The following is a 26,650-nucleotide window of genomic DNA, read 5'->3' on the forward strand; positions in this document are numbered from 1 at the left end:
CCCGAGGCCTTGCGCGCTACATCACCTGCGCGATCACCGCCACGAAATGGCAGGCGCTGCCAGCGAGCACGAACAGGTGCCAGATGGCATGGAAGTAGCGTTGCGTATCGCGTTGGTAGAAGTACGTACCCAGCGTATAGAAGAGCCCGCCTGCCAGCAGCCAGCACAACGACCAGGTATCGACGGAGCGCAACAGGGGCTCGATCGCCACGATGATCAGCCAGCCCATGGCCAGGTAAAGGGCGGTCGACAGCAGGCGGAAACGACCGGTGAAGAACAGCTTGAAGATCACCCCCGCCGCAGCGATCGTCCAGATGGCCGCGAACAGACCCCAGCCCCAGGGGCCACGCAGGTTGATCAGGGTGAACGGCGTATAGGTGCCGGCGATCAACAAATAGATCGCGCAATGATCCAGCACCTGCAAGCGTGCCTTGGCGCCCGGATGCGGAATCGCATGGAACAGCGTGGACGCGACGTAGAGCAACACCAGCGTGGCGCTGAACACGATGGCGGTCGCCAGTTGCCAGCCATCGCCGTAGATGGCGGCCAGGGTGATCAATACCGAACCACCGGCCAGGGCGGCAATGGCGCCCAGGCCATGGGTCACGGCACTGGCGATTTCGTCGCGCAGGTCGGTGGAAGGGGAAGCGTCTGCATTCATGCCAAAAAGGTAACGCAACTGCGAGCAATTCGCATCGCCGGCGGTAGCGTACGCTTGTTGTGGTTCAAGCGCGGCTCAATCGACGGCCTTTGCGTGCGCATGTTCGCGTGTGGCCGAGAAGCGCACATCCGGGGCGCGTTCCTGGGCCAGTTGCAGATTGACCCGTGTCGGTGCCAGGTAGACCAGCTCGCCAGCCGCGTCGATGCCCAGATTGCCGGCGTTCTTCTCGCGGAATTCCTCCAGTTTCCTGGCGTTATCGCAATGCACCCAGCGCGCGGTGGTCACGCTCACCGGCTCGAAGATCGCATCCACACCATATTCGTCCTTGAGCCGGTAGGCGACCACGTCGAATTGCAGCACACCGACCGCACCCAGGATCAGATCGTTGCTCATCAAGGGGCGGAAGAACTGCGTGGCGCCTTCCTCGGACAGCTGCGCCAGTCCTTTTTGCAGTTGCTTGAGCTTGAGCGGATCGCGCAGACGCGCGCGTCGGAACAGTTCCGGCGCGAAGTTGGGGATGCCGGTGAACGACAGCGACTCGCCTTCGGTGAACGTATCGCCGATGGAGATGGTGCCGTGGTTGTGGATGCCGATCACGTCGCCCGGCCACGCTTCGGCGGCGATCTCGCGGTCGGAGGCCATGAAGGTCAGCGCATTGGCCAGCTTGACGTCCTTGCCGCTGCGCACATGCAGCGCCTTCATGCCGGCGGTGAACTTGCCCGAACACACGCGCATGAACGCGACGCGGTCGCGGTGCTGCGGGTCCATGTTGGCCTGGATCTTGAAGACGAAGCCGCTGAGTCTGGGCTCGGTGGCTTCGACACGGCGGCCGGTGGTGTCGCGCGGCTGCGGCGGCGGTGCGTGTTCGACGAAAAAGTCCAGCAGCGGTTGCACGCCGAAGTTGTTGACGCCCGAACCGAAGAACACCGGCGTCTGCTGGCCGGCGCGGTACGCCTCCAGGTCGAACGGATTGCTGGCGCCTTGCACCAGTTCCAGCTCGTCGCGCAGCTCGGCCAGCATCTGCTCGCCGATCTTGGCGACCAGGCCGGGCGCATCCAGGGACGGGAAGATGGTCGAATCCTGACGGGTGAAATTGCGGCCCTGTTCGTACAGATGCACTTCGCCGCTGATCAGATGCACCACGCCCTTGAGGCGCTGGCCCATGCCGATCGGCCAGGTGACCGGGGCGCACTGGATGCCCAGCACGGTTTCCACTTCGTCCAGCAGCTCGATCGGGTTCTTGCCCTCGCGATCGAGCTTGTTGATGAAGGTCATGATCGGGGTGTCGCGCAGGCGGCAGACTTCCATCAGTTTGATGGTGCGTTCTTCCACGCCCTTGGCGACGTCGATCACCATCAGTGCCGAGTCCACCGCGGTGAGCACCCGGTAGGTGTCCTCGCCGAAATCGGCGTGGCCGGGCGTGTCGAGCAGGTTGACGATCTTGCCTTCGTAGGGGAACTGCATCACCGACGAGGTCACTGAAATGCCGCGCTCCTTTTCCAGCGCCATCCAGTCCGAGGTGGCGTGGCGGGCGGCCTTGCGCCCCTTGACCGAGCCGGCCATCTGGATCGCACCGCCGAACAGCAGCAGCTTTTCGGTCAGCGTGGTCTTGCCGGCGTCGGGGTGGGAAATGATGGCGAAGGTGCGGCGGCGCGCGGCTTCGTTGGAGACTTCGGACATGAGGGAGCGCGCCCGGTCGGACGCCTGCGGAAACTGAGGAAGCCGACGATTATAGCGGCATCGATCGGTGCGCCCGGGTCTGGGTGCCGGACCGGTCCCCGGATGGGTAGCCGCAACGCCCGGCGGTCAAGGCGCCGGCGACGGGAACTGCAGCTCGCCCCCCGGCCCGGACATGCGAAAGGGTAGCGAGATCAGGCGCATTCCCACATTGCGCTGCACCGAGAAATGCAGATGCGGCGCGCGGGAGAACCCGGTGTTGCCGGAACTGCCGATGCGGGCGCCCGGGTCCACGCGCTGGCCGCTGCGGACAGCGATCCCATCCGGCGCCAGGTGGGCGTAGATGGCCATGCTGCCGTCGTCGTGCAGGATCCTGACGAGGTTGCCGCCGCCGGCCTCGGGGCCATGCGGGCCATCCTCGTCGAAGCCCTGCTGCACATCCATCACCGTGCCCGCACGCGCGGCAAGCACCGGGGTGGCGCGCGGCAGCGCAAAGTCCACCGCGTACCAATTGAGTTCGTCGTGGTGGCTGAACGGCCCTCCATAGCCCTGGGCGACCCGCACCGGCGCATCACGGAAGGGCAGCTGGTAGTGCGCCTGCTGCAGCTGCGCCTCGGCATCGCCGGGTACCAGCGCCAGTTGCAGACCGAGTCCGGCCGCAGGCCGATGCCCGCTGGTGGGGTAGAGCCTGGCCAGCAGGCGACGCTCGTGCGCGGCCAATTGGGCGACCACGGGCAGCTGCGGTACCACGCGGTAGTCGTCGCTGGCTGGCGCGCTCAGGCGGAATTGCGCCGGCCCGGCCAGCGGATTGGTGGCCCAGACCAGATAGGTCGGCGACTGCCATTCCACCAGCAACGTGGGAGCGGGCGGAGACATCGCCGTGTCCGGACCGCGCGGCATGCCCGGCGCCTGTACCGGGACGCCCGGTGTCGGTGTCGGCCAATGCCAGCGCTGCTGGGCCGCCAGCGTGCCGATGGACGCCAGGATCGACAGGCCGGCGCCTGCAAGGATGGCGCGGCGGAGGACACGGTGTGGCACGTCGGGCTCAGGCGGGGCAGGGGCGGCAAGTATGCGGGGGCGCGGTGGCCAGGGTGGTATCGGATGAAAATATATCTTTCCATCCGCATGAAGCGATTGACATCGTAAAAATGCGGTGGCATCGTAGCCTCACCATCGAGACCGGCGGAGGGACAGGCCCTTTGATGCCGGGGCAGCCAGCGGAGCGCGCAAGCGCCCGCGTTTGGTGCCAAATCCTGCGGGGACCACCGCGTCCGCCGAAAGATGGTTCGAATCGTGCCTTGCGCACGTCGAACGCGAGCTCCCGCGAAGCTCGATGGCCGATCCACCCCGGATATCGCCATGAGCCTCGTGACCACAGCATCGCCAACCACTCCAGATGACGTTGTAACCCCCGCTGCCGAAACTGCCGGGCCTGCTGCCGTGCGCGGAGAACTGGTGGTGTCGCTGCCGATGCGACATGCCGGGCTGCGCGAGTTGCGGCTGCGCTACGAACTGGTTGGCGCGGCCAACGCGCCGGTGGTGTTCGTGGCCGGAGGCATCTCCGCGCATCGGCACCTGGCGGCCGGCGAGATGTATCCCGAAAAGGGCTGGGTGGATGGCCTGGTTGGTGCCGATCGCGCGCTGGATCCTGCCTCGCGGCGTCTGCTGGCGTTCGACTTCCTGGGTGCCGATGGCACGCTGGATGCGCCGATCGATACGGCCGACCAGGCCGATGCGATCGCCACCTTGCTGGATGCGTTGGGCATCGCGCGTCTGCACGGCTTTGTCGGCTATTCGTACGGCGCCTTGGTCGGGCTGCAGTTCGCGATCCGGCATGCCGCTCGCGTCGGCACGCTGGTCGCCGTCAGTGGCGCACATCGCGCCCATCCGTACGCGGCGGCGTGGCGCGCCCTGCAGCGCCGCGCGGTGGCGCTGGGCCAGCTGCAATGCGCCGAAAGCCATGGCCTGTCGCTGGCGCGCCAGTTCGCCATGCTCAGCTACCGCACGCCGGAAGAATTCAGCGAGCGCTTCGACGCGCCGCCGGAAGTGATCAATGGCCGCGTGCGCGTGGCGGCCGAAGATTATCTCGATGCCGCCGGCGCGCAATATGTGGCGCGCACCCCGGTCATGGCCTATCTGCGCCTGTCCGAGTCCATCGACCTGCACCGCATCGATCCGGCGCAGGTACGCGTGCCGACCGTGGTGGTCGCGGTGGAAGGCGATCGCCTGGTGCCGCTGGCCGACATGGTCGGCCTGGTCGAAGGCCTGGGGCCGCGCGGCAGCCTTCGCGTGCTGCGCTCGCCCTACGGCCATGACGCCTTCTTGAAAGAAATCGATCGCATCGACGCGATCCTGACCACTGCCCTTCGCATCACCGGAGAAACCGCATGAGCTTTCGTGACCCCGCCGACGCCCCCTGTACTGCCGCCACCGCCGCCGTGCGCGCCGGGATCGATCGCGACACCGCCTATGGCGCGGTGACCCCGCCGATCGTGCTGTCGTCGAACTTCTCATTCGACGGGTTCGGCAACAAGCGCCAGTACGACTACACCCGCAGCGGCAATCCTACCCGCGACCTGCTGGGCGAGGCGCTGGCCGAGCTGGAAGGCGGTGCGGGCGGGGTGATCACCGCCACCGGCATGGGCGCGATCAACCTGGTGCTCAATGCGGTGCTGCAGCCCGGCGATACGCTGGTGGTGCCGCACGATGCCTACGGCGGCAGCTGGCGGCTGTTCAACGCCTTGGCCAAGAAGGGCCACTTCGCGCTGATCACCGCCGATCTCACCGACCCGCGTTCGCTGGCCGATGCCTTGGCGCAGTCGCCCAAGCTGGTGCTGATCGAAACCCCGTCCAACCCGCTGCTGCGCATCACCGACCTGCGCTTCGTCATCGAAGCCGCAAAGAAGGTTGGCGCGTTGACCGTGGTGGACAACACCTTCCTGTCGCCAGCGCTGCAGAAGCCGCTGGACTTCGGTGCCGATCTGGTCCTGCACTCAACCACCAAATACATCAATGGCCACAGCGATGTGGTGGGCGGTGCGGTGGTGGCGCGCGATGCGGAGCTGCATCAGCAGTTGGTGTGGTGGGCCAACGCGCTGGGCCTGACCGGTTCGCCGTTCGATGCCTTCCTCACCTTGCGCGGATTGCGCACCCTGGATGCGCGCCTGCGCGTGCATCAGGAGAACGCCGACGCGATTGCCGCCCTGCTGGATGGGCATGCGGCGGTCAACCAGGTGTATTTCCCGGGGCTGGCAACGCATCCGGGCCACGCGCTGGCAGCGCGTCAGCAGAAGGGATTCGGGGCGATGATGAGCTTCGAGCTGAACGGCGGCGAGGCAGCGGTGCGTGCGTTCGTCGATGGCCTGCGCTATTTCACCCTGGCCGAGTCGCTGGGCGGCGTGGAGAGTCTGATCGCGCATCCGGCCTCGATGACGCATGCGGCGATGACCGCCGAAGCGCGCGCGGCGGCCGGGATTTCCGATGGGTTGCTGCGCCTGTCGATCGGTATCGAATCCAGCCAAGACCTGCTGGCCGACCTGCAGGCCGGTCTGGCGCGTGCAGAGGCCACCCTGGCCGGTGCAGCCCGCAAACAGGTCGACGCATGAGCAGCGTCCTTCCCGTATCGCCGCGTGCAGCGAAGGCGGCGGTGACGCCCACGCCGCGACTCGCCTTGCTGGGCACCGGCACCGTGGGCCGCGCCTTCGTCGCCCGATATTCGGCCCTGCAGCAGCGGCAGCTGCGGCTGCCCCGGTTCGATTGGTTGGCCAATTCGCGTATCGCCCACGATTGCGGCGTGGGCGCCGAACAGGCCTTGCAGCAGGCCAACGCCGCGCCGCGTGGTCAGGCCGGCCTGCAGCCCTGGGCGGAGACCGTGGCGTTGCGCGCCGGCGATGTGCTGGTGGACGCCACCGCCAGCGATGTGGTTGCGCAGTGGCATGTGGAATGGCTGAGCCGCGGTGTGCACGTGGTCACCGCCAATAAGCTCGGGCAGGGCACCGCGCTGTCGCGCGCACAGGCGCTGCATGCCGCTCGGCATGCCCATGGCGCGCACTACGGCGACAGTGCCACGGTGGGCGCCGGGCTGCCGGTGCTGAGCAGCGTGCGCGCGCTGGTGGCCGGCGGCGACCATATTCATTCGATCGAAGGCGTGCTGTCCGGATCGTTGGCGTGGCTGTTCCATCGTTATGACGGCAATGGCGCCTTTTCGGATTGCGTGCGCGAGGCGGTGGCGGCGGGTTACACGGAGCCGGATCCGCGTATCGATCTGTCCGGTGAGGACGTGCGGCGCAAGCTGCTGATCCTGGCGCGCGCGGCGGGTTGGCAACTGGAGGCCGAACAGGTGCATGTGGAATCGCTGGTGCCGGCCAGCATCGTCGGTGCGTCGTTGGCGGAGCTGGATGCACGGCTGGGCGAGCTCGATACCCCGCTGAATGCGCGTTGGCAGCAGGCCCGGGCCGCAGGGCGTTGCCTGCGCTTCGTTGGGCGCGTGGATGCGCACGGTGCAAGCGTGGGGCTGCGCGAGCTGGCGCTGGAGCATCCGCTGGCGGGCGGCGCGGGAACCGACAACCGGGTCGCTATCAGCAGCGACCGGTACCGCGAGCAGCCCTTGCTGATCCAGGGGCCGGGTGCAGGTGCGGAAGTGACGGCAGCTGCCTTGCTGGACGACGTGCTGCGGATCGTGGCCGGTTGATCACGCCACGGAGCCGGCTCCATCGTGTTTGCGTCCACCTGGCGTGTGCGCCCTCTGCGCGGCGGCTACCGACGCTGGCTGGAACGTCGATTGCGTGTTCCGGGCGGCCGGGAATTGGATCCAGGAGGGGGCGCGAGATGGCGGTGGGCCGGAACCAAAGCCTGACCGACGATGGTCTTCTGGCGTGGATCCGCGCCGACGGTGGTGCGCGCTGTGTCGTGCCGACACCATGTGTCATTTCCCATGGGGCGGTGGCCCCCCGCAGGGCGGCGCCCGCGGTCGCCCGGTATCGGCCGACCGCGGTGCAGCTGGGAGCGGCAACCGAGCTTGCCATTCCCGCGTGCCGACACGACTATCGCGCAATCGCTTTCAACAGCGCAGCGTTGAAACGCGCCGGGTCCTGCACCTGCGGCGAATGGCCCAGGTCGGCGAACTCGATCAGCGTCGCATTCGGAATCGCGGCCGCTGCGCGTTTGCCCAGCTTGGTGTAATCGCCGACGCGCGCCTTGACCTCGGGCGGGGCGGTGTCCTTGCCGATCGCGGTGCGGTCCTTGAGGCCGATGAACAACGTAGTCGGTACCGCAAGCTTGGGCAGCTCGTACACCACCGGCTGGTTGAACACCATGTCGTAGGTCAATGCCTGGTTCCACGCCACTGCCTGTTTGCCGTTGCCCAGCGACATGCCGGCCTGCATGCGCGCCCACCGCTCGAACTTTGGTGTCCACTGGCCGGCGTAGTACACCTCCATCTGGTACTTCTTGATCCGTTCGAAGCTGGCTTTCAGCTCGTTCGCGTACCAGGCATCCACGCTACGCCACGGGATGCCTTCGGCCTTCCAGTCTTCCAGGCCGATGGGGTCGACCAGCGCCAGATGTTCGGTGGCGTGCGGGTACATCAGCGCATAACGGATCGCCAGCATGCCGCCCATCGAATGGCCGACCACCACCGCACGCTCGATGCCGAGCTTCTTCAACAGCGCATGCGTGTTGTCGGCCAGTTGTGCGAAGGAGAACTGATAGGCGGCCGGCTTGCTGGATTTGCAGAAGCCGATCTGGTCCGGCGCGATGACGCGGTAGCCGGCCTTGCTCAGCGCGGCGATGCTGTCTTCCCAGGTGGCGGCGCAGAAATTCTTGCCATGCAACAGCACCGCGGTGCGCCCGTTGGGCGCGCCGCTGGGTGCAACGTCCAGGTAGGCCATTTCCAGTGGCTGCTGTTGCGAGGTGAAGGCGTAGGTCTTGACCGGGTGGGGGTAGTCGAAGCCCTCCAGGCGTGGGCCATAACTTGCTTCCTGCGCCATCACTGGACTGCAGGCCATGGCCAGGGTAAGGGTGCAAGCGAGTTGTCGCATCGCGATCTCCATCCGAATCCAGCGTCCGACAGTACAGCGGAGGATGTGGTGGGGACGTACAGCTGGCGGCGTTTGGCGGGCGCTGGTGTGGTATTGGCGAATGCGTTGCCAGGGGAGGTTGCGATGCACGCGCCCTCATCCGCGCTTCGCGCACCTTCTCCCGCGTGCGGGAGAAGGGCAGAGCGCTTACCGGCGCTTGGTGCGTTCGCTCATCCGCGCTTCGCGCACCTTCTCCCGCGTGCGGGAGAAGGGCAGAGCGATCAACCGTACTTGCATTCGCTTACTGCGCTTTGTGCGGCTTCTGCCGCTCGTGAGAGAAGGACGTGCAGCCAGCCGTCGTGTGCTGTTGGCTCAGCACTCGATGACGTTCACCGCCAGGCCGCCGCGGCTGGTTTCCTTGTACTTGTCCTGCATGTCGCGGCCAGTGTCGCGCATGGTCTTGATGACCTTGTCGAGCGAGACCTTGTGCTTGCCGTCGCCGCGCATGGCCATGCGGCTGGCGTTGATGGCTTTCACCGCGCCCATCGCATTGCGTTCGATGCACGGGATCTGCACCAAGCCGCCGATCGGATCGCAGGTCAGGCCGAGGTTGTGCTCCATGCCGATTTCCGCGGCGTTCTCGATCTGGCCCGGATTGCCGCCGAGCGCAGCGACCAGGCCGCCGGCGGCCATCGAGCAGGCCACGCCCACTTCTCCCTGGCAGCCGACTTCGGCGCCGGAGATCGAGGCGTTTTCCTTGTACAGGATGCCGATGGCCGCAGCGGTGAGCAGGAAGTCGAAGATGCGCTGCTCGGACGCGCCTGCGCAGAAACGATCGAAGTAATGCAGTACCGCCGGAATGATGCCGGCCGCGCCGTTGGTGGGGGCGGTGACCACGCGGCCGCCGGCGGCATTTTCTTCGTTGACTGCCAGCGCGTAGAGGTTGACCCAATCCAGCGTGGTCAGCGGGTCGCGCATGGCCGCTTCCGGCTTGGACGAGAGTTCGCGGTACAGCGCCGGGGCGCGCCGCGAGACACTCAGGCCACCGGGCAGGGTGCCTTCCTCGCGGATGCCACGCGTCACGCAGGACTGCATCGCATTCCACAGCTCGCGCAGGCCGGCGCGGATCTCGTCTTCGCTGCGCCAGCTCTTTTCGTTTTCGAACATCAGTGCGGCAATGCTCAGGCCGCTGCGTGCGCATTGCGCCAGCAGCTCGTCGCCGCTGAGGAACGGATACGGCAGCGGGGTTTCGTCGGCCACGATGCGGTCGTCGGCGGCATCGTCCTGGTTGACCACGAAGCCGCCGCCGACCGAGTAGTAATCGCGCGTAGCGATCACCGCGTCTTCGGCGTCGTAGGCGGTGAAACGCATGCCGTTGGTGTGGTACGGCAGCTTCTGCCGCTTGTTCATCGGCAGATCGCGTTTTTCGTCGAAGCCGATGGCGTGCTCGCCCATCAGATTGATACGCTTGCTCGTGCGGATGCGTTCCAGCGTGGCCGGAATGATGTCCGGGTCGATCAGGTTGGGACGGTGGCCTTCCAGCCCGAGCAGCACCGCCTTGTCGGTGCCGTGGCCGCGACCGGTCAGCGCCAGCGAGCCGAACACTTCGGCGCGGATGCGCACCACGTCCTGCAGGCGGCCCGCGTCGAGCAGCCAGCGGTGCACGAAGCGCTCGGCGGCACGCATCGGCCCCACGGTGTGGGAGGAACTGGGACCGATACCGATCTTGAACAGGTCGAACGTGCTGACAGCCATGCGTGCCGGAGAGGTTAGCGTAAAGGCGGCTATTCTAGACGTTCGGCGCTTGCGGCACGGCTGCAGCGCAGCATGAGACCCCTGCATGGCCCTGACCCTGTACCAGCGCGACGACTGCCACCTGTGCGATCAGGCCATCGAAGTGCTGGCGCAGGCGCGTGCCGGCGACTTCCTAAGCATCTTCATCGACGAAGACGCCGCCCTCGAGGCCGTTTATGGGGCACGGGTGCCGGTGCTGCGGGACGCGCAGGGACGCGAGCTGGCGTGGCCATTCGATGGCCCCCTGCTGCGCGCATGGCTGGAGCAAGGCCGCGACCAGGGCGGATGAGTGCTGAGATCGCTTGCAGTCGCCTCCGTTGGCCTGCGTGGGTGATGGCGATGGATGACCGGTGGACTTCGCTTTGCCGGGTATTCACCGTGCGCGACATCGGATCCGTCTTGCTGCGCTGGCGATCCACGGCATCCGGAGGGCAACGCTCGAACCGCCAGGCCCATGTCGAGGGCCGACCTCGGTTCAGTGGCACCACTGCTGCTCGCAGGGCACGCCGTCGCCGTCGCCATCCATCCGGGTATTGGGGCAGTGCTGCAGCACGTAGGTGGCATCGTCACAGGAACGCATCTGTGAACACTGGGTACGACCGTCGCAACCGGCCGGCGCGGGGGCGGCTGCGGGCGTGGCTGGCGAGCGTGCTGGCGCCGGTTCTGCCACGGCGGTGGGCGCTATCGCCTCGCTCAGTGCATCGCGCTGCAGGTAGGCGAACGCCGCGCCACCGGTCAGCAGCATCAGCAGCACCACCTTGCCGAGCCCGAGCTGGAAACTTCCGCTGTTCGCCGCACGCGGTGCGTGGCGGCGGCGGGAAGGTTCGCCCTTGCCGGCCTGTGCACCGGCGCGGGTGATGCGCACCGCGCGCGGGCGCATGTCCGGGCCGGCTTCGGTCTCGAACGCGATCAGCTCGCCGATACGCGGCGCCTGCGCGCCGCTCCCGAATGCGGAGATATGCACGAAGACATCGTCTCCGGGGCGCGCCGGAGTGATGAAGCCGAAGCCTCGATCGCTGTTCCAACGGGTCAACGTTCCGTGTGTGCGCATCGTTCACGTCCTTGATGGGATCGCCGAGTCTAACTGTCTATCGGTATCATCTGGTGTTTCAGGCACAAAAAAGCGGCGGACCCGACGAGGTAGTCCGCCGCTCAGTGGCCGCATCCCGTGCGGCCTGTGGCGCTACTTCGCCTTCAACACGACCTTGGTGCTGATCGCGGTTTCGTTGGGGATGGTCTTGGTATCGGCCCAGTCGCCGCCGCCTACGCCGAAGTCCAGCCGCTTCACCACCGCCTTGCCCGTCAGCACCGGCTGCGCGCCGGGCGTCCAGGTGAAGGTCAGGGTGACCGGCTTGCTGACACCGCGCAGTTCCAGGGTGCCGTCGGCGGCATACTGGTTGCCGCCCAGTGCGCGGAACTTGTCGGCGCGGTAGCGCGCGGTGGCGAACTTGGCGACGTTGAAGAAGTCCGGGCCCTGCAGGGTGGAATCGCGGTCGCTGTTGCCGCTGACCGCGCTTGCCAGCGGAATGCGCACGTCGAGCTTGGCGCCGGCCAGGTTGGCCGGATCGAAATTCAGCGTGGTGTCGAAGCCGGGGAACTTGCCGGTGAACACTTCCCCGTCGTACTTGCTGGCGAACACCAGCGTCGAGCCGGGGGCCTGGACGTAATCGGCGGCCAGCACCGGGGCGGCTGCGAAGGTGGTCACCAACGATGCAGCGACCAGCATGGGAGAGGCGAACAGCTTGGACGACATGGGAAATCCTTAGGGTCTGGAAGAAAGCCAGCCGCGCGGCAACATCCGCGCCAGGGTGGCGTCACGCTGGAACAGGTGGTGGTAGAACGCGGCGCCGGCATGCGCCAGCACCACGGCGATCAGCAGCCAGAAGCCCCATTCGTGGACGAAGTGCGCGATGGCGCGCAGGTGTTCGTCCGGCGGGCTGAGCTTGGGCACATCGAACAGGCCGAACCAGCGGAACGGCCGCAGGCCGCTGGTGGAGTCGTACAGCCAGCCCGACAGCGGCATGGCGAAGATCATGGCGTACAGCAGCCAGTGGGTGAGCCCGGCAATGCGCTCCTGCCAGCGCGGCGTCCCCACCACCGGCGGGGGTGCGCCCGCATACAACCGCCAGCCCAGGCGCAGGATCACCAGCGCCAGCACGGTCAGCCCGAGCGACTTGTGCGCGGTGTAGACCCAGAAGTATTTCGGTGTCCTGGGCAACTCGCCCATGGTCAGGCCGACGATGCCCAGTACCAGGATCAACAGCGCGATCAGCCAGTGCAGGGTCTGGCTGACGCCGCCCCAACGGTCGGTATTCTTCAGGCTCATGTGCCGGATTCCCGGTGTTCAGTGGTGTCGGGTGTGGCGGGTTCAGATGGCGGTTCGGGCGCTTCGTCGTCCGCGCGCCCCTCGCGCACGGCTTCTGCTTCGATGCGCAGCTCCACGGTGTCGCCGATCATCGATTTCCACGCATCGATGCCGAACTCGGCCCGGCTCAGCGTGGCGGTGGCGGAGAACCCGGCGGTGCGCCTGAACGGCGGCAGCGGATGGCGCTTGAGCGCGTTGAGGGTCACCTCCAGGGTGACCGGACGGGTGACGCCATGCAGAGTGAGATTGCCGGTGACCCTGGCATGGTTCTGGCCGCTGGCTTCCACGCGCGTGGAGACGAAATGTGCGTCGGGAAAACGCTCGGCGTCGAGTAGGTTGCGTGCCAGGGTGGCCTGGTTCCACTTCGCATCGCCCAGGTCGGCCCGATGCAGCGGCACGGTGACATCCAGCCGCGCCGACGCCCAGTCGTCCGGGTCGAAGACCAGGCTGCCGGTGCTGCCGGATACCGTGCCCAACGCCTTGGAAAAGCCCGCATGTTCGACCGCGAACAGCACCCGGGTATGCACCGGGTCCAGCGCATAACGCGCCGGTGCGGCGCTGGCGGCCAGGCTGGTGAGGGCCAGGGCTGGAAGGAGCAACAGGCGGGCGAGGGACGTCATGGGCGGATTCTAGACACATCCCGCCAGCGCGCGCTCGACTTGCGCTCGCAACGATCCGTTGCGAGCATGCCGGCTGGACGTGGAAGGGATTCCCACATGCGTGTGCTCATCGTCATCGTTGCCTTGCTGCTGGGCGTGTTGCCGTGCGTGGCCAAGATCCCGGAAGTGCCACGTTTCCGCATCATCGGTCCCAGCGATGGTCTCCCATCGACCATGGTGGTGGCCATCCATCAGGATCGCGCCGGCTATCTGTGGCTCGGTACGCTGGACGGGCTGGCGCGCTACGACGGCGCCGGCTTCAGGAGCTGGCGTCATGATCCAGCGGATCCGGGCTCGCTGCCGTGCAATGCGATCCAGGCGCTCCACATCGATGCGCAGGACCGGATCTGGATCGGATGCGGCAAGACGCTGAGCGTGATGGACAGCAGTCGTGCCCACTTCCGTCATTACAGCGCCGCCGCATACCCGCTGTTGAAGGACGGGGAGATCTTCAGTATCGCCACGTTCGATGGCGCGATCTGGGCAGGGACAACGACCGGTGCGCTGGTGCGGGTCGATGCCGATGGCGGCATGTCCTCGCTCGATCTGGGGACGGTCGACGGCGAACTCGATCAGGCCATCGTGATGAATCTGGCGGTCGATGCGCGGCACCGCCTATGGATCGGTACCAGCAAGGGACTCGCCTACTACGATGGAGCGCGGCTGCGCCGCGAGTACGTTCCGGGCGAGGAGAATCCGCAGGCATCGATCTTCGGTCTGCAGTGGGCGGGCGATCGCCTCTGGTTGGGTAGCGATTCGGGCGTGCATGTCAGAGGGCCTGGCGAACGATGGCAGGCGCTGCCCTGGGCAGGCATGTTCGGTCCAGGCAACGAAGTCTGGGGTGTGGTGGCCGCCGGCGATGGAGAGTTCTGGGTGGGTAGCGGGCGCGGTTTGTGGCGTACGCGCGGCGAGCGTCCGCCGGTGCCAGTGCTGAATGGCGAAGGCGCATTGTCGCGCCGCAACGTGGTCGGTCTGCTCAGCGCGGCCGATGGCGGCCTCTGGGTGCCGCTGCACGGCACCGGCCTTGGCTATCTGCCGGCGGACTGGAAACGCACCGCAGTCCTCAAGCCGGCGGTGCCGGCGGGTCATGCCATCTACTGTAATCTGGCTCCGGCGACCCGCTCCGGGGGGCTGTGGCAGGCAGATACGGAAGGGCGTCTGCTGCGGGTGGATCCGTCCACCGGCGAAAAGGTCCAGACCGGACTGCAGTCGCGGCATCTCAAGGGAATGGAACTGGTCTCGGCATTGGAGGATCGCCTGCAGCGCGTCTGGCTGGGCAATCTCAGCTTTGGCCTGTCGCGGATGGACCTGCGCACCGGCGACTTCATCCACTGGCCATCCGATGGCCCGGATCCGGCATCGTCGCTGTCGCCGGCGGAGTGGATCGTGGAGGACGGCGATACCGTCTGGATGGCGTTCATCGACATGGTGCAGCAACGCGACCTGCGCAGCGGTCGGGTGTTGCAGCGAATCACCCCGCAGGACCTGCATGGGCTGCCGGAGATCGGCGTGCATCAGCTGGCGCATGGACCCGATGGACGCCTCTGGGCGGCAGCCGAGGGCGGCATCTTCGCCTGGGATGCGGCATCGCAAGGTTTCGTGCCGGTGGCTGGCCTAGAAGGCGCAACGGTGCAGGCATTTGCCAGCCGCACGCCGCAGACGCTGTGGGTGTACCGCGCCAGCGGCGCAGAGCAATGGACACAGGCGGCGGGGCGCTGGAAGCGGGTGCTCGCCCTTGGCGCGGCCGATGGCTTGACCGGATTCGATGCCTCTGCCATGCAGATCGATCCGCGCGGCCGGGTCTGGATCTCCAGTTTACGCGGGCTATGGCGGATCGATCCAACCGTGACGCCGGCGCGCCTGCGCAACATCGGCACGCGCGATGGATTGACCAGCCAGGAGTTCATCTCGCGGTGTCTGCTGATGGCTGGCGATACGCTGATCGGAGCGACCAGCGATGGCGCCAGCGTGCTGCTGGATACTGCGATGGCCGACCCCGCTCCGGTCACCCCGGCATTGCAGCTGGAACAGGTCAGTGTGCTGCGCAATGGCGCGCGTATCGCCTTGCCGATGGATCGTCCGTTTCAGCTGGGTCCCGGGGACCGGCAGTTGCAGGTCGTCAGTCGGTTGCTGTCGTACACCGACCCGGTGTCCAACCGCTACCGCAGTTTCCTCAAGGGCTTCGACACGGACTGGCAGACCTCCGGCAACGCAGGGATGCGCGAGTTCGCCGGTCTGCCCCCAGGGCACTACGAACTCGCCTTGCAGGGCGTGGATCCGCTGGGCAACCGTTCGCGGGTGCGTACGCTGCAGTTTTCGGTCAGGCCATCGTGGTGGCGAAGCGAGGTCGGCATCGCGCTGATCTGCCTGTCCGGGTTGTTGCTGGCCGCACTGTTCGCCGCGGCCTACCGGCGCCGGGTCCGCCTGCGCGCGCAATGGCAGTTGGCCCAGCACAAGCGTGAGCTGGCCGAACAGGCCTCGTTGGCCAAGACGCGGTTCCTGGCGACGCTGGGACATGAGGTGCGTACGCCGATGACCGGGGTTCTGGGCATGAGCGAGCTCCTGCTGCAAACGCAGCTGGATCCCCGTCAGCAGGGCTATGCCGGTGCGATCCAGTCTGCGGGCAAGCATCTGCTGCGACTGGTCAACGACGCGCTGGATCTGGCCCGGATCGAAGCGGGCAAGCTGCCGCTGGATCACCGCGATTTCGATCTGCGTCAGTCGATCCGGCAGGTGGTGGATCTGGTGCGCCCGAGCGCCGAACAGAAACAACTGCGCTTCGACTGCGAGCTCGACGACGCGTTGCCGCCGGCCTTGCATGGCGATGTCAACCGGGTGCAACAGATCCTGCTCAACCTGTTGTTCAATGCGGTCAAGTTCACCGAGCGTGGCAGCGTGCGTCTGCGGGTCTCGTCATTGCCGCATGCACCTGGACAGGGCATCCGGATGGAGGTGTGCGATACGGGCCCCGGCATGAGTGCCGAACAGCGCACGCGCCTGTTCCAGCGTTTCGAGCAGGCCGAAGGCGCGCTGACACTGGCACGGCATGGCGGCAGCGGGCTGGGCCTGGCGATCTGCCGCGAACTGGCGGCGGCCATGGGCGGTGCGGTGAATGTCAGCAGCGAGTTGGGCCAGGGCGCCTGCTTTGTCGTCGAACTGCCGTTGCGGTGGGTGACGACGCTGCCCGAGGGCATGCCGGATGCGGCACGGGCGATCGCGCCGCAGGATCAGACCCCACTGCAATTGCTGCTGGTCGAAGACGACCCTACCGTCGCGCAGGTGATGATCGGCCTGCTGCAGGTGCGCGGACACACCGTGACCCATGTGCTACATGGGCTCGCGGCGCTGGCCGAGGTCAGCACGCGCAGCTTCGACGCCGGCCTGTGCGATCTGGATCTGCCCGGCATCGATGGTGCAGCCCTGGTCGCGCAGCTGCGCGCACGTGGCGTGCGCTTCCCGATCGTGGCGGTGACCGCACGCGCCGATGCCGACGCCCAGCCGCAGGCGATGGCCGCCGGCTGCAACGGCTTCCTGCGCAAGCCGGTGACCGGCGATCTGCTGGCGCAGGCCCTGGCGCAGGCGCTCGCCGATGCCGCCGACGCAGCGGGCGAACACCCGATGGACCCACCGGCCGGCAATGCTTAGCCGCTGCGCGCAGTCGCCGGTGCCCGGCTGCTGTGTCACCCCCCTTTGCGCATGGCAGCGCTGGCTCGCCTGCGGCGATGCGCACGGTGCTCGGGCGTGTTGCCAGCATGCGGCGCGGTGCGCACTATGCGTGCAAACAAAACAAGGACGCACGTTGCAAGACAGACCTCTCCCCCGCCGCAGGCCGACGACCGCGCAAAAGGCGCGGCGTCTGTTGCTGTGGTGCGTGATCGCCGTGTGCGCATGGCCGGTGCTGGGGATCGGCGCGGTGCCCGTCTTGCCGCAGCCGCGTCAGTTGACGGTCGCCGACGGGCTACCGTCCAACATCGTGTACGAGGTGGAGGAGGACGCCAACGGCTACCTGTGGCTGGCCAGCAGCGATGGACTGGCACGCTACGACGGCCGCAACTTCCGCATCTGGCGCATCGAGGATGGACTGCGCGACAACCAGGTGTGGGCGATCCACATCGACAAACGCAACCAGGTCTGGGTTGGAACCGGTATGGCGGGACTGGGCATGCTGGACCCGGCGCGTCATGCGTTCACCTTCTATGACGGCACCCGTTACCCGGCACTGCGCGGTGCGGTGATCTGGAACATCGTGTCCACCGACGACGGCAGCGTCTGGTTCGGTACCGAAAGCAGCGGGCTGTTCCGGCTGCGGCCCGATGGCGTGCTGGACCACTTCATGCATCGCGCCGACGACCCGCGCAGCGTGCCCGACGACGCCATCTATCGGCTGAGCATCGATACGCGTGGCGTGCTGTGGGTGGGAACCGCCGACGGCCTCGCGCGCTGGACCGGCAAGGACTTCGAACGTCAGCAATTCCCGCAGGGCACCGCGCAGATCATCACTCAGCTGACCGCCGACCCCGACGGCAGCCTCTGGATCGGCACCAGCGATGACCAGGTGTTCCGACGCGATTTGCAGGGCGGCCTGAGTCCGCACCGCTGGCAGGCGCCCACACGGTATCCGGTGCTGGGGGTGCTGCTGCGCGATCACGACGGTAGCTACTGGCTGGATACGGCGGCCGGCCTGGGGCATGCCACCGGCAGTCAGGTGCACAATGTCCCGCTCTATAACGCATCCACGCACGGCCGCGTGCGTCCCAACTGGGAATCGGCCTACCAGGATCGCGAAGGCGGTGTATGGTTCGCCAGCCCGATCGGCGGGCTCTGGCACCTGCCGTCGAACTGGCGTCGCTTCGCGGTAGTGGTGAATCACGAGGAAGACGGTCGGCTGCAGGGGAATCTCGCGATTCAGGCCACCGCGAAGTCCAGCGACGGGCGCTTCTGGCTGGTGGGCAGTTCCGATGCGCTCGAGCGGGTCGATCCTGCACAGGGCAGGATCGAGCTGGTGCTGCGGACGCTGGGCTCGCAAGGCTGGGCGAACAGCATGCTGGAAGATCGCAAGGGCCGGGTGTGGGTGGGCAGTTTCGGACACCTGTTGCGCTATGACCCCGCCAGCGGTGAGGTACTGCATTGGAAGTCCACCAAGGACCTGCACGGTAGCGTGCGTGATCCCACCTGGGAGGCGGTCCTGGAGCGTCTGCAGCAGACCGCCGATGGGCATGTCTGGATCCAGACCCCGATGGGGCTGCAGGAGCGCGACGAAGACGGCCGGGTGCTGCGCAACCTGCTGCGAGGCACGCATGGCCTGGCCCCCGACCTGGTGGTGCGTCAGTTGCAGAGTGGGCCGGACGGCATGCTGTGGCTGGCCGGAAGCCACGGCCTGCAACGTTGGAATGCGACCCGCGAACGCTTCGAGCCCATCGCCGGTGCGCCGCAGGAACAGATCTTCAACTTTCGCTTCAGCGACAACGAGGTCGCCTGGCTCGCGGGGCTGGGGAAGTTGCATCGCTATCTGTGGAAGGACGGCAGTCTGCATCACCTGGACACGGTGGGTGCCGACCAGGAGTTCCCGGCGCTCGCCCCGCAGGGCCTGGTGGTCGATCGCGATGGCGTGGCCTGGCTATCGAGCATGCGCGGCCTGATCCGGGTCGACCCGGCCACCCGTGGCGTGCGGGTGTTCGGCGTGCACGACGGCTTGCCCAACCCGCAGTTCGTGCCGCGTTCGTTGGCGCAGTCGTCCAAGGGCATGATCGTGGGCGCCACCCCCGACGGCCTGGTCATCTTCGATCCTGCCCAGCTCAAACCCAAGGATCATCGGGTACCGCTGGTCATCGAGCGGGTGGGATTGCGACGTGGCGAGCGCGGGCTGGATGTGAGCCATGTCAAACCGTTGATCGTGCAGGACGGCGATCGCGATCTGCATATCGTGGCGCGGCTGCTCAGCTTCGCCGACTCCGAATCCAACAGCTACCGCTTCCGCCTGAGTGGCTACGATCCGGACTGGATCGATGTGGGTCCGAGCGGCGAGCGGCTGTTTTCGCGCCTGCCGGCCGGGCACTACACCCTCGAAGTGCAGGGACGCACCGCCGACGGCATCTGGTCGGCCAGCCAGAAGCTGCGCTTCCAGGTGATGCCGCCCTGGTGGCTGGCGCCGTGGGGGCTGGCCGGGTTGGGCCTGTTGGCGCTGTGCATCGTGGCGGCCTCGATCCTGATGTACCGGCGGCGCCTGCGGCGCCTGAGCGCGTGGCAGCTGGCAGTGCACAAGCAGGAACTGGCCGAACAGGCGTCGCTCGCCAAGACCCGATTTCTGGCCACGCTCGGCCACGAAGTGCGCACGCCCATGACCGGCGTACTGGGCATGAGCGAATTGCTGCTCAAGACCTCGCTGGATTCCCAACAGCGCGGCTATACCGAATCCATCCGCCGCGCGGGCGCGCATCTGCTGCGTCTGGTCAACGACGCGCTGGATCTGGCGCGGATCGAGTCCGGACGCCTGGAACTGGACCTGCAGCCATTCTCGGTACGCCAGCTGGTGGCAGAGGTCGAAGCGCTGATGGCGCCGCTGGCCCGCGAGCGCGGGCTGCATTTCAGCCTGGAGGTGGGCCTGCTGGGCGACATCACTGCCAGCGGCGACCCCACCCGTATCCGCCAGATCCTGCTCAACCTGCTCAGCAACGCGATCAAGTTCACCGAGCGCGGCGTGGTCGGTCTCAAGCTGACCACCCAGGGTTCGTATCAGGGCCTGCGTTTCGAAGTGGCCGACACCGGGCCAGGCATCAACGCCGATCAGAAGGCGCGCCTGTTCCAGCGTTTCGAGCAGGGCGACGGCGCCAAGACCACGTCGCGCTATGGCGGCAGCGGCCTGGGATTGGCGATCTGCCAGGAACTGGCAGTGGCCATGGGCGGACATATCGAGGTGATCAGCCGGCTTGGCGCCGGTACGCGCTTTGTCGTGGATCTGCCGCTGCGCTGGGTCAGTTCCAATGTCGCGCCGGGCAGCGAGGGCTCGCGTGCCGACGTGCACGTTGCGCCGCAGCGCATCCTGCTGGTCGAAGACGATTCCACCATCGCCGAGGTCATCGTGGGCCTGCTGCGGGCGCAAGGGCACACCGTCGTGCACGCTCCGCATGGCCTGGCGGCATTGACCGAAGCGGCCGACAACACATTCGATCTGGCGCTGCTGGATCTTGACTTGCCCGGGCTGGACGGCTTCGCGCTGGCCCGGCAACTGCGCGTGTTCGGCTACGAGATGCCGCTGATCGCGGTGACCGCACGCTCGGACGAGGCCGCCGAACCGGCCGCGCAGGAAGCCGGTTTCGACAGTTTCCTGCGCAAGCCGCTCACCGGCGACATGCTGGCCGATACGATCGCCGAGGCTTTGCGCGGCGCGCGTCCGGGCCAGGGCCGCTAGGCAGGCGTCGATAAGCGCTGGTTTTTTTTTGGGGCTGGAGTGCGCTGGGCAGCGGCTATTCGGCCACCGCCTCCACCTCCCTGGGATGCGGTCGGGTGTCGGCCAACTGCCAGAAGATCAGTGTCGAGGTCAGGGTGATGCCGCCCACGCACAGGAAGGTGGCATGCAGCGCGGCAGTGGCGCCGTGCGTCTCGCCCAGCTGCGTGTCGAAAGCGGCCAGCAGGCTGCCTGCCGCTGCGGCGCCGAAGCCGGTGGCCAGCATCATCACCATCGACAACAGGCTGTTGCCGGGGCTGGCCTGATCGCGATCCAGATCGCGCAGGGTGACGGTGTTCATGACGGTGAACTGCAGCGAATTCACTCCCCCGAAGCAGGCCAGCTGCAGCAGTCGCAGCCACAGTGGCTGGCCGGCTTCGCTCAGCGCGAAGCTGGCCATTGCCAGGCCCACCAGCACGGTGTTGACCATCAACGTCGTGCGGTAGCCGAAACGTCCCACCAGCCTGACCGCAGCGCGTTTGGCTGCCATGCCCGCCAGTGCCACCGGCACCATCATCAGCCCGGCGTGCATCGGACTCATGTCCAGGCCCACCTGCAGCAGCAACGGAATCAGCAACGGCATCGAGCCGCTGCCCACGCGGGCGAACAGGTTGCCCAGGATGCCGATGCGATAACTTGCCACTTTGAACAGAGCCAGCGGAAACAGCGCGTTGGCGGCATTGCCGGCATGCAGCCAGTAACCGGCAAGGGCGGCCAGCCCACCGATCGCCAGCAGCATGACGAAGGCGTGGCGCATGCCGGGCTCGGCGATGCCGTCCAGCGCCAGCGACAACGCCACCATGCCGACCGCCAGCATCAGATAGCCGATCAGATCGAAGCGTCTGCGCGCTTGGCCGTAATGGTCCGGCATGATCCTGAGCGCGGCGATGAAGCCGATGATGCCGATCGGCAGATTGATCAGGAAGACCCAGTGCCAAGAGGCCACTTCCACCAGCCAGCCGCCCAGCGTGGGACCGATCAACGGGCCGATCAGGGCGGGAATGGCGATGAAGCTCATCGCGCGCAGGAAGTCTTCGCGCATCACCGTCTTGAGGACCGCCAATCGCCCCACCGGCAACAGCATCGCGCCGCCGATGCCTTGCACCACCCGCGCGGCGACCAGTTGTGGCAGCTGCTGCGCGGCGGCGCAGAGCAACGAGCCCAGCGTGAACACGATGATCGCTGCCAGGAAGGTGCGCCGGGTGCCGAAGCGGTCGGCGATCCAGCCGGAGGCTGGAATGAACATGGCCACGGCCAACGCATAGCTGAAGACGACCGACTGCATCTGCAGCGGGCTTTCGCGCAGGCTGCGCGCCATCGACGGCAACGCCGTGTTGACGATGGTGGCGTCCAGCATCTGCATGAAGATCGCCAGCGACACCAGCCACAGCAAGGGCTTGATGGCGGCGTAAGCGTGCAAGGTAGGGACGGGTGCAGACATGAGCAATGTTGAAGGAAGGGCAGCGCATTATCCCCGCGCCAATGTGCAGAAGGTCGCAATGGCATGCGGTATTGCGTTGCTTGAGTTCGTCGCAGCGCCGCAGCGCTGCAGCGGCAATGAGTGAGACGGCCCTCACCCAATTGATTGGCTGTGCGGTCGCGCGATACCAATCGTCGGGACAACCGGATGGCAGCGTGCTAATGCCGAACCTGGCTTGCAACAAGCGTTGGATTCGCTGGCGAATCTCTTGCGCCTTCAACGGGTCCAGCCAAGGCAAGCGCGGGTCTCCGTGTTGCCATGGAGTGATCGAGTGGCAGGCGCGGCGGTGAACCGAGCAGCGAATGCATTGCCTGGAGCTTTGCCGACGGTCTGGTCAGGGATGGCGCGACTTGGGTATGGCCGCCTTCCGAGCGCGCCGGTGATCAGGTCGAAAAATCCATGGAAAAGCAGGTCTTCGATGTAATGCAGCGCGCGTACTTCCCCGGCGATCCTCTGGCGAAAATGCTGGAAAGGATCGCTGCGGAACTGTCGCACAGTGAGATCGCAGACGGCGCGGTCTGCACGTTTGTCGCGGTGGAGGAAGGCGATCCACCGGTTCAGGATCCGGCGCAGATGCATGCCACGCCTGCACAGATGTTTCTCGTCCAGCATGGCCAACAGGTTCTCGGCGCACTGAGCGTGAGGCCGGGGCAAGACGGCATCACCACACAGGCGATGACGCTATACCGGCAGATCGCAAAGTGTTGTGCGTACCTGATCCAGCGCGATATCGCGCGGGCGCTGGCTCAGGACCGGTTCGGTCGAGCGCTGCCGCTTGTGGGCGTGAGCGAGGAGGTCTGGACGATCGATGCGTTCGTCGAACACGTCGCATACAGTCGCTTGCCTGTCATCGTGCGCGGCGAGTTCGGTACCGAAAAGGAACACGTGGCGATCCTGCTGCATGCCGCCGCACCCTGGCGGGAGGGGCCGTTCGTTGTGGTCGATTGCGCCACTGCTGTTGGCGACGTGCCGGCACTATGGTTCGAGCGTGCAGCGGGAGGAACCTTGTTCCTGCAGAACGTGGACGAGCTCGACGACGCGCTGCAACGCCAGGTGGCCGGATATCTCTCGGCCCGCGATTGGCCATGGTCCGTTGCGGGCGGTGAGGCCTTGCCGCGGGTCGTCGCCTCCACGACCGCCGATCTGCCGCGCCGTGTCCGCGCCGGACGCTTTTCGCGGGCGCTGCTCTCGCAACTGGATGTCCTGGCAATCGAGCTCGCCCCTTTGCGCAGGCGGCACGCCGACATCGGCTTCCATATCGAGCGCGTGCTGGATCGGCATGGCCTGGATCACCGCTCTTCTGTCACCGAGCCGCTGATGGATGTCCTGGCCCATTACCCATGGCCGGGAAACCTTCAAGAGCTGGAGCGGGTGATGCTGCGCCTGGCGGTCATGACGGCCGGCAGGCCGGTCGGCATTGCCGATATCCAGCGCCATGCACCGCATCTGGTGAAAGACCGCGAATGGCAAGCGCAGCGCGATGTGCGCGCGACACCACCACCAACGGCCGGGCTTGCAAGCGCGTCCATGCTTCCGGAAACGCCGGTCGATTGGATCGATGGCCTCCCGCATCGCCCTGGCCAACGTCTGGCCAGCTTGCACGACGCACTCCGGCGCGCCCTGGTGCATCTGGGTGAGCACTACGCCGAGCCGCTGACCCTGGGCGACCTGGCCCGGCAGGCGCATGTCAGCCAGTCGCATCTGGGCTTTCTGTTCCGCGAGGAGCTGGGCACCCCGTTCAAACCGATGCTGCAGCAGCTCCGCATCGAAAAGGCCAAGGAGCTTTTGCAACGGCAACCGAGACTGCGCATCACCGAAGTGGCGCTGAAGGTAGGCTTCGGCGACCTGAGCCATTTCGAGAAGAGCTTCCGGCGGTTGGTGGGGGTGAGTCCGCGGGAGTTCCGTAACGCCGGTACGAGCAGTGGGATCGACTAGCCTCGGGTAGCGGTGTTCCTGGTCGCTTCGTGCTGGGTTTCTTGCGAATAGCTCAGCGCGAAGTTCTAGTGCGATGAATTCGATAAGTTCGCGCCTCGCCAAGGCGAGCATCCACGTACATCATGATTGCATCGATTAAGAGTCTTAGAGTGGCAGAGCTAGTCCTCAACTTCTTTCCTTGAAGATTTGATCGATTGATTGGCGAAGTATTCAGACTGGCTTTCCGCAATTTTTCTGATCCGATCCCCCTGGTGTAGCACTTGGTCTGCACCTGCAGACAATGCATTGCGCACTTCATCTTTGGATAAATTGAACCCGCGATTTTCGCATTCGCGCACGATTTCCTTTATCAAATAATAGTCTCTGGTCTTGATGGCGCCTTCGATGGCCGGCTCTTGAAAAAAGAATCGTGCCGGAGAAAAGTGCTTAAATAGGTTGAGCGGAAAGACTTCCATGGGAACGGGCAGTAATCGTTCAGTTCTGAATATATAAAGATCTCGTTCGGCCTCCTCGATGTAAGTGATTGTTCCAGTCAGGGACCCGATTGCAGCTTGCTTGGCCAGTTCGCACGCCGATCCAATCAGTTCGATTTTTTTCAGCAATATTTCCTTTGATTCATGGCCATCGCCTAACATATCTCGAAGTCGCTTCAATACTGCGTTGGGTACGTCTTGAAACAAGTGTGCCAGCCCCGTGCCGGATCCAAACGAGCTAAGGATGCCTAGACTTGGCACTTCGGAAGGCAGTACTAGCCATCTTTTTCCCACTTCGACTGTTATTTCGTAGGCCAGCCTTGCACACGGGTTTTCGCTATTTTCCGCGTAAAATGTGAGTAATGCCAAATTCAGCGCTGCCTGTTGTTGAGTCGTGGCGCTTGAGTTTAATAAGTTCAATGCCATGCGCATGGTTAGTACGCCGCCAGCGCTTTTTGCGTCCTCTTCAGGCAAGTGGTCCAGGGGCGATGGGATATAAGTATCACCAAAAATCGGCGAAAAACTGGCGACGACATCTTTAGCATGGGCAATACTCAGGAATTCCGCAACTCTAAAAGTGCGCTGAGTTACAGCGAGTGGGGCGACTACACCCATGAGATCGAGTGACTGAGATGTCGCATCACTAACTCCAAATTTTCTCAATGTCATGCGGACGAGTTCTTCACAGTCCAAGCCAACATCTATCTTTGCAGCCAGGTTTTCTTTGGTCCGACTTCCCAGGATCCACTTCGCAGGCCCTGACCGTGAAAATGATGTGGCTGCACCTGTCGCCAGAAATCCTCCATGCGTCAAGCCTTGAGCTATCATTCTGGCAGCCATTTTTTTCCTTATTTTAAAGAATGCACGCATTTACGCGTATCCTCGTCATGTTATGGAAGTGGAGTAAGTGCGTCAGTTCGCTTCGGATTAAGAGCGACTAACAGAACGTGCGAGCGATCGTCAGGTGGGTGTGGACGGCGCGGAGGAACCCGAGTGCACGTATGGCGCACGCCGATTCCGAGGGTCGGCCACGCCCGCTTGGCGGGGAGCGCAGTCGTTTTGTTAGCCGCTCTAGAGTGGTTGCATCCGATCAGGCTCGGTCCCTTGCATTCATGCGTAAGCTTGGCGCAAATGGATAAACGCAGCAGTCGCCTTAATAACGCTGGAAACAACTATTCTTCAAAGAGGCTTGGCGGCGCAGAAGTAAATCCCACTTCTCTGGTTGACCCGGATTGGCTTCGGCCAGTTACGTGGGATGTGGTAGCAAAGTACGAGTTCCCCCGCATTCCAAACGCATGACTGCGGCTGTCGATCAGCTGAGTGAGCAAGCGGCTAGCAGCATGGCTCTTCTCGCGTGCCTGCCGAGGTGCGTCCATTCAGCACTTCGTTGGAACGGGGAACTTGCGCAATCACGCCGCGCTCGGATCAGCCAAGCTCGAATAACTGAGGTCCACTTCCAGCCCATCCAAGGGCGTGCCGGGAAGCGACAGCACCGCATCCTGTTCGTATTGCCAGAGCATGGCCTGGGAATAGCCGCAGCCGGCGGGATCGGCGGGCTGGATGTGCCGTATGTCGCCGGCGTAGGGATGACGCGCTGCCGTCGAGACGCGCCAGGCCCAGACGCGTGGGGTGGGGCCGGGGCCGATGCGCGACAGCAATTCCACTGCGCGCGCGTGCGAGCAATACAGGCCTGGCGAGTAGCCATGCTCCACCAAAGCGGCGATCCACATGCGGATGTAATCGATGGCAGCCTGGGGCGGGCTGCCGCCATCTTCCCAGTCGAGATAGACGACCGCACCGCCGGGAAAGCCTTCGGTGCGTGCCAGCGCCGCAGCCTGTGCACCATCGATACTGCCCTGTCGCGCGTTGGCCTCATGCGAACCCGGGCCGATCGTCTGCTGGCCTAGGTACACCGGCGCCAGACCCCAGCCTTGTGCGGTCAACGCCGCGCGTTGGCCCATCCAGCCGGTATCGGCGTGGCTTGGCGCCGGTGCCAGGTAGTAGCCGCACCATGCCAGGCTGGTCTCGTTCTTGAGCCAGTCGAGGGCGGGGAGTCCGGGGAATTGATCGGTGTCGAAGCCTGTGTAGAACGTCATGTCGGCATTCCTTGGGATCGGGCGGTGGCTGGACCGGGGCGCGATGGCT

General features: G+C 65.6%; 20 protein-coding genes, 1 other RNA gene and 1 riboswitch. Of the genes, 8 read left to right on the forward strand and 13 right to left on the reverse strand.

Annotation, left to right across the window (positions count from 1 at the left end; all coding sequences use genetic code 11):
• Window positions 1-16 precede the first annotated feature (16 nt).
• The 3 genes from trhA to LL962_RS05625 all read right to left on the reverse strand — a co-directional run bounded on the left by trhA (window position 17) and on the right by LL962_RS05625 (window position 3,376).
• Complete coding sequence (gene trhA / locus LL962_RS05615; protein ID WP_104586510.1) at window positions 17-661, reverse strand: PAQR family membrane homeostasis protein TrhA; 645 nt, start codon at window positions 659-661, stop codon at window positions 17-19.
• Window positions 662-736: 75 nt separating this feature from the next.
• The gene (locus LL962_RS05620; protein ID WP_228316243.1) at window positions 737-2,341 is read right to left on the reverse strand and encodes a peptide chain release factor 3; all 1,605 of its coding nucleotides are present in this window, start codon (window positions 2,339-2,341) and stop codon (window positions 737-739) included.
• A 126-nt stretch (window positions 2,342-2,467) separates the two neighbouring features.
• Window positions 2,468-3,376 carry a M23 family metallopeptidase gene (locus LL962_RS05625; RefSeq protein ID WP_434988014.1) on the reverse strand — a complete coding sequence of 303 codons (909 nt, stop codon included), beginning with the start codon at window positions 3,374-3,376 and terminating at the stop codon, window positions 2,468-2,470.
• Between the two features lie 129 nt (window positions 3,377-3,505).
• Window positions 3,506-3,626, forward strand: a riboswitch (SAM riboswitch).
• Window positions 3,627-3,697: 71 nt separating this feature from the next.
• On the opposite strand from LL962_RS05625, the gene metX reads away from it, so the two are divergent.
• Genes metX through LL962_RS05640 form a run of 3 tightly spaced genes read left to right on the forward strand, consistent with a single transcriptional unit; the run spans window position 3,698 to window position 7,028 of the window.
• The gene (metX, locus tag LL962_RS05630; protein ID WP_228316244.1) at window positions 3,698-4,729 is read left to right on the forward strand and encodes a homoserine O-succinyltransferase MetX; all 1,032 of its coding nucleotides are present in this window, start codon (window positions 3,698-3,700) and stop codon (window positions 4,727-4,729) included.
• Entirely contained in the window at window positions 4,726-5,943 is a 1,218-nt protein-coding gene (locus tag LL962_RS05635) for an O-succinylhomoserine (thiol)-lyase (protein ID WP_228316245.1), read from the forward strand. Before metX ends, LL962_RS05635 begins: the two co-directional genes overlap by 4 nt.
• Complete coding sequence (locus tag LL962_RS05640; protein WP_228316246.1) at window positions 5,940-7,028, forward strand: homoserine dehydrogenase; 1,089 nt, start codon at window positions 5,940-5,942, stop codon at window positions 7,026-7,028. Before LL962_RS05635 ends, LL962_RS05640 begins: the two co-directional genes overlap by 4 nt.
• A gap of 352 nt (window positions 7,029-7,380) precedes the next feature.
• On the opposite strand, the gene LL962_RS05645 is transcribed toward LL962_RS05640, so the two are convergent.
• Entirely contained in the window at window positions 7,381-8,388 is a 1,008-nt protein-coding gene (locus LL962_RS05645; protein WP_228316247.1) for an alpha/beta fold hydrolase, read from the reverse strand.
• A gap of 339 nt (window positions 8,389-8,727) precedes the next feature.
• Window positions 8,728-10,110 (reverse strand): L-serine ammonia-lyase, encoded by a 1,383-nt coding sequence (locus tag LL962_RS05650; protein ID WP_104586506.1) that lies wholly within the window; start codon window positions 10,108-10,110, stop codon window positions 8,728-8,730.
• 85 nt (window positions 10,111-10,195) lie between these two features.
• On the opposite strand from LL962_RS05650, the gene LL962_RS05655 reads away from it, so the two are divergent.
• Entirely contained in the window at window positions 10,196-10,438 is a 243-nt protein-coding gene (locus LL962_RS05655; protein WP_104586505.1) for a glutaredoxin family protein, read from the forward strand.
• A gap of 186 nt (window positions 10,439-10,624) precedes the next feature.
• On the opposite strand, the gene LL962_RS20950 is transcribed toward LL962_RS05655, so the two are convergent.
• The 4 genes from LL962_RS20950 to LL962_RS05680 form a co-directional block, all read right to left on the reverse strand.
• Entirely contained in the window at window positions 10,625-11,200 is a 576-nt protein-coding gene (locus tag LL962_RS20950; protein ID WP_268983287.1) for an excalibur calcium-binding domain-containing protein, read from the reverse strand.
• Between the two features lie 132 nt (window positions 11,201-11,332).
• Window positions 11,333-11,902: a YceI family protein gene (locus LL962_RS05670; protein WP_228316248.1), complete on the reverse strand. Its 570-nt coding sequence runs from the start codon at window positions 11,900-11,902 to the stop codon at window positions 11,333-11,335.
• Between the two features lie 9 nt (window positions 11,903-11,911).
• Window positions 11,912-12,475 (reverse strand): cytochrome b, encoded by a 564-nt coding sequence (locus LL962_RS05675; protein WP_104586502.1) that lies wholly within the window; start codon window positions 12,473-12,475, stop codon window positions 11,912-11,914.
• Window positions 12,472-13,134 carry a YceI family protein gene (locus LL962_RS05680; RefSeq protein WP_104586501.1) on the reverse strand — a complete coding sequence of 221 codons (663 nt, stop codon included), beginning with the start codon at window positions 13,132-13,134 and terminating at the stop codon, window positions 12,472-12,474. Before LL962_RS05680 ends, LL962_RS05675 begins: the two co-directional genes overlap by 4 nt.
• A 96-nt stretch (window positions 13,135-13,230) precedes the next feature.
• Between LL962_RS05680 and LL962_RS05685 the strand changes: the two genes are divergently transcribed.
• On the forward strand, window positions 13,231-16,818 hold the full coding sequence (locus LL962_RS05685) for a hybrid sensor histidine kinase/response regulator (protein WP_228316249.1): 3,588 nt from the start codon (window positions 13,231-13,233) through the stop codon (window positions 16,816-16,818).
• Between the two features lie 154 nt (window positions 16,819-16,972).
• Window positions 16,973-20,581: a two-component regulator propeller domain-containing protein gene (locus tag LL962_RS05690; protein WP_434988033.1), complete on the forward strand. Its 3,609-nt coding sequence runs from the start codon at window positions 16,973-16,975 to the stop codon at window positions 20,579-20,581.
• A gap of 55 nt (window positions 20,582-20,636) precedes the next feature.
• Here LL962_RS05690 and mdtD read toward each other — a convergent pair whose 3' ends face one another.
• Window positions 20,637-22,058, reverse strand: coding sequence for a multidrug transporter subunit MdtD (gene mdtD / locus LL962_RS05695; protein ID WP_228316250.1), 1,422 nt, complete (start codon window positions 22,056-22,058; stop codon window positions 20,637-20,639).
• Here mdtD and LL962_RS20885 point away from each other — a divergent pair.
• Both LL962_RS20885 and LL962_RS05700 read left to right on the forward strand, forming a co-directional pair.
• Window positions 22,057-22,182, forward strand: a complete 126-nt coding sequence (locus LL962_RS20885) for a hypothetical protein (protein WP_255626208.1) — start codon at window positions 22,057-22,059, stop codon at window positions 22,180-22,182. The two genes, mdtD and LL962_RS20885, sit on opposite strands and share 2 nt — an antisense overlap.
• A 314-nt stretch (window positions 22,183-22,496) precedes the next feature.
• Window positions 22,497-24,032 (forward strand): AraC family transcriptional regulator, encoded by a 1,536-nt coding sequence (locus LL962_RS05700; RefSeq protein WP_228316251.1) that lies wholly within the window; start codon window positions 22,497-22,499, stop codon window positions 24,030-24,032.
• 158 nt (window positions 24,033-24,190) lie between these two features.
• On the opposite strand, the gene LL962_RS05705 is transcribed toward LL962_RS05700, so the two are convergent.
• From LL962_RS05705 to LL962_RS05715, 3 genes are all read right to left on the reverse strand, one after another.
• Window positions 24,191-25,375, reverse strand: coding sequence for a hypothetical protein (locus tag LL962_RS05705; protein ID WP_228316252.1), 1,185 nt, complete (start codon window positions 25,373-25,375; stop codon window positions 24,191-24,193).
• A gap of 65 nt (window positions 25,376-25,440) precedes the next feature.
• A non-coding RNA gene (locus tag LL962_RS05710) (sX9 sRNA) lies at window positions 25,441-25,515 on the reverse strand.
• A 399-nt stretch (window positions 25,516-25,914) separates the two neighbouring features.
• Window positions 25,915-26,601 (reverse strand): glycoside hydrolase domain-containing protein, encoded by a 687-nt coding sequence (locus tag LL962_RS05715; protein ID WP_228316253.1) that lies wholly within the window; start codon window positions 26,599-26,601, stop codon window positions 25,915-25,917.
• Window positions 26,602-26,650 lie beyond the last annotated feature (49 nt).

This window comes from Xanthomonas sp. NCPPB 1067 (assembly GCF_020783795.1).
GTDB classification, from domain to species: Bacteria; Pseudomonadota; Gammaproteobacteria; order Xanthomonadales; family Xanthomonadaceae; genus Xanthomonas; species Xanthomonas melonis.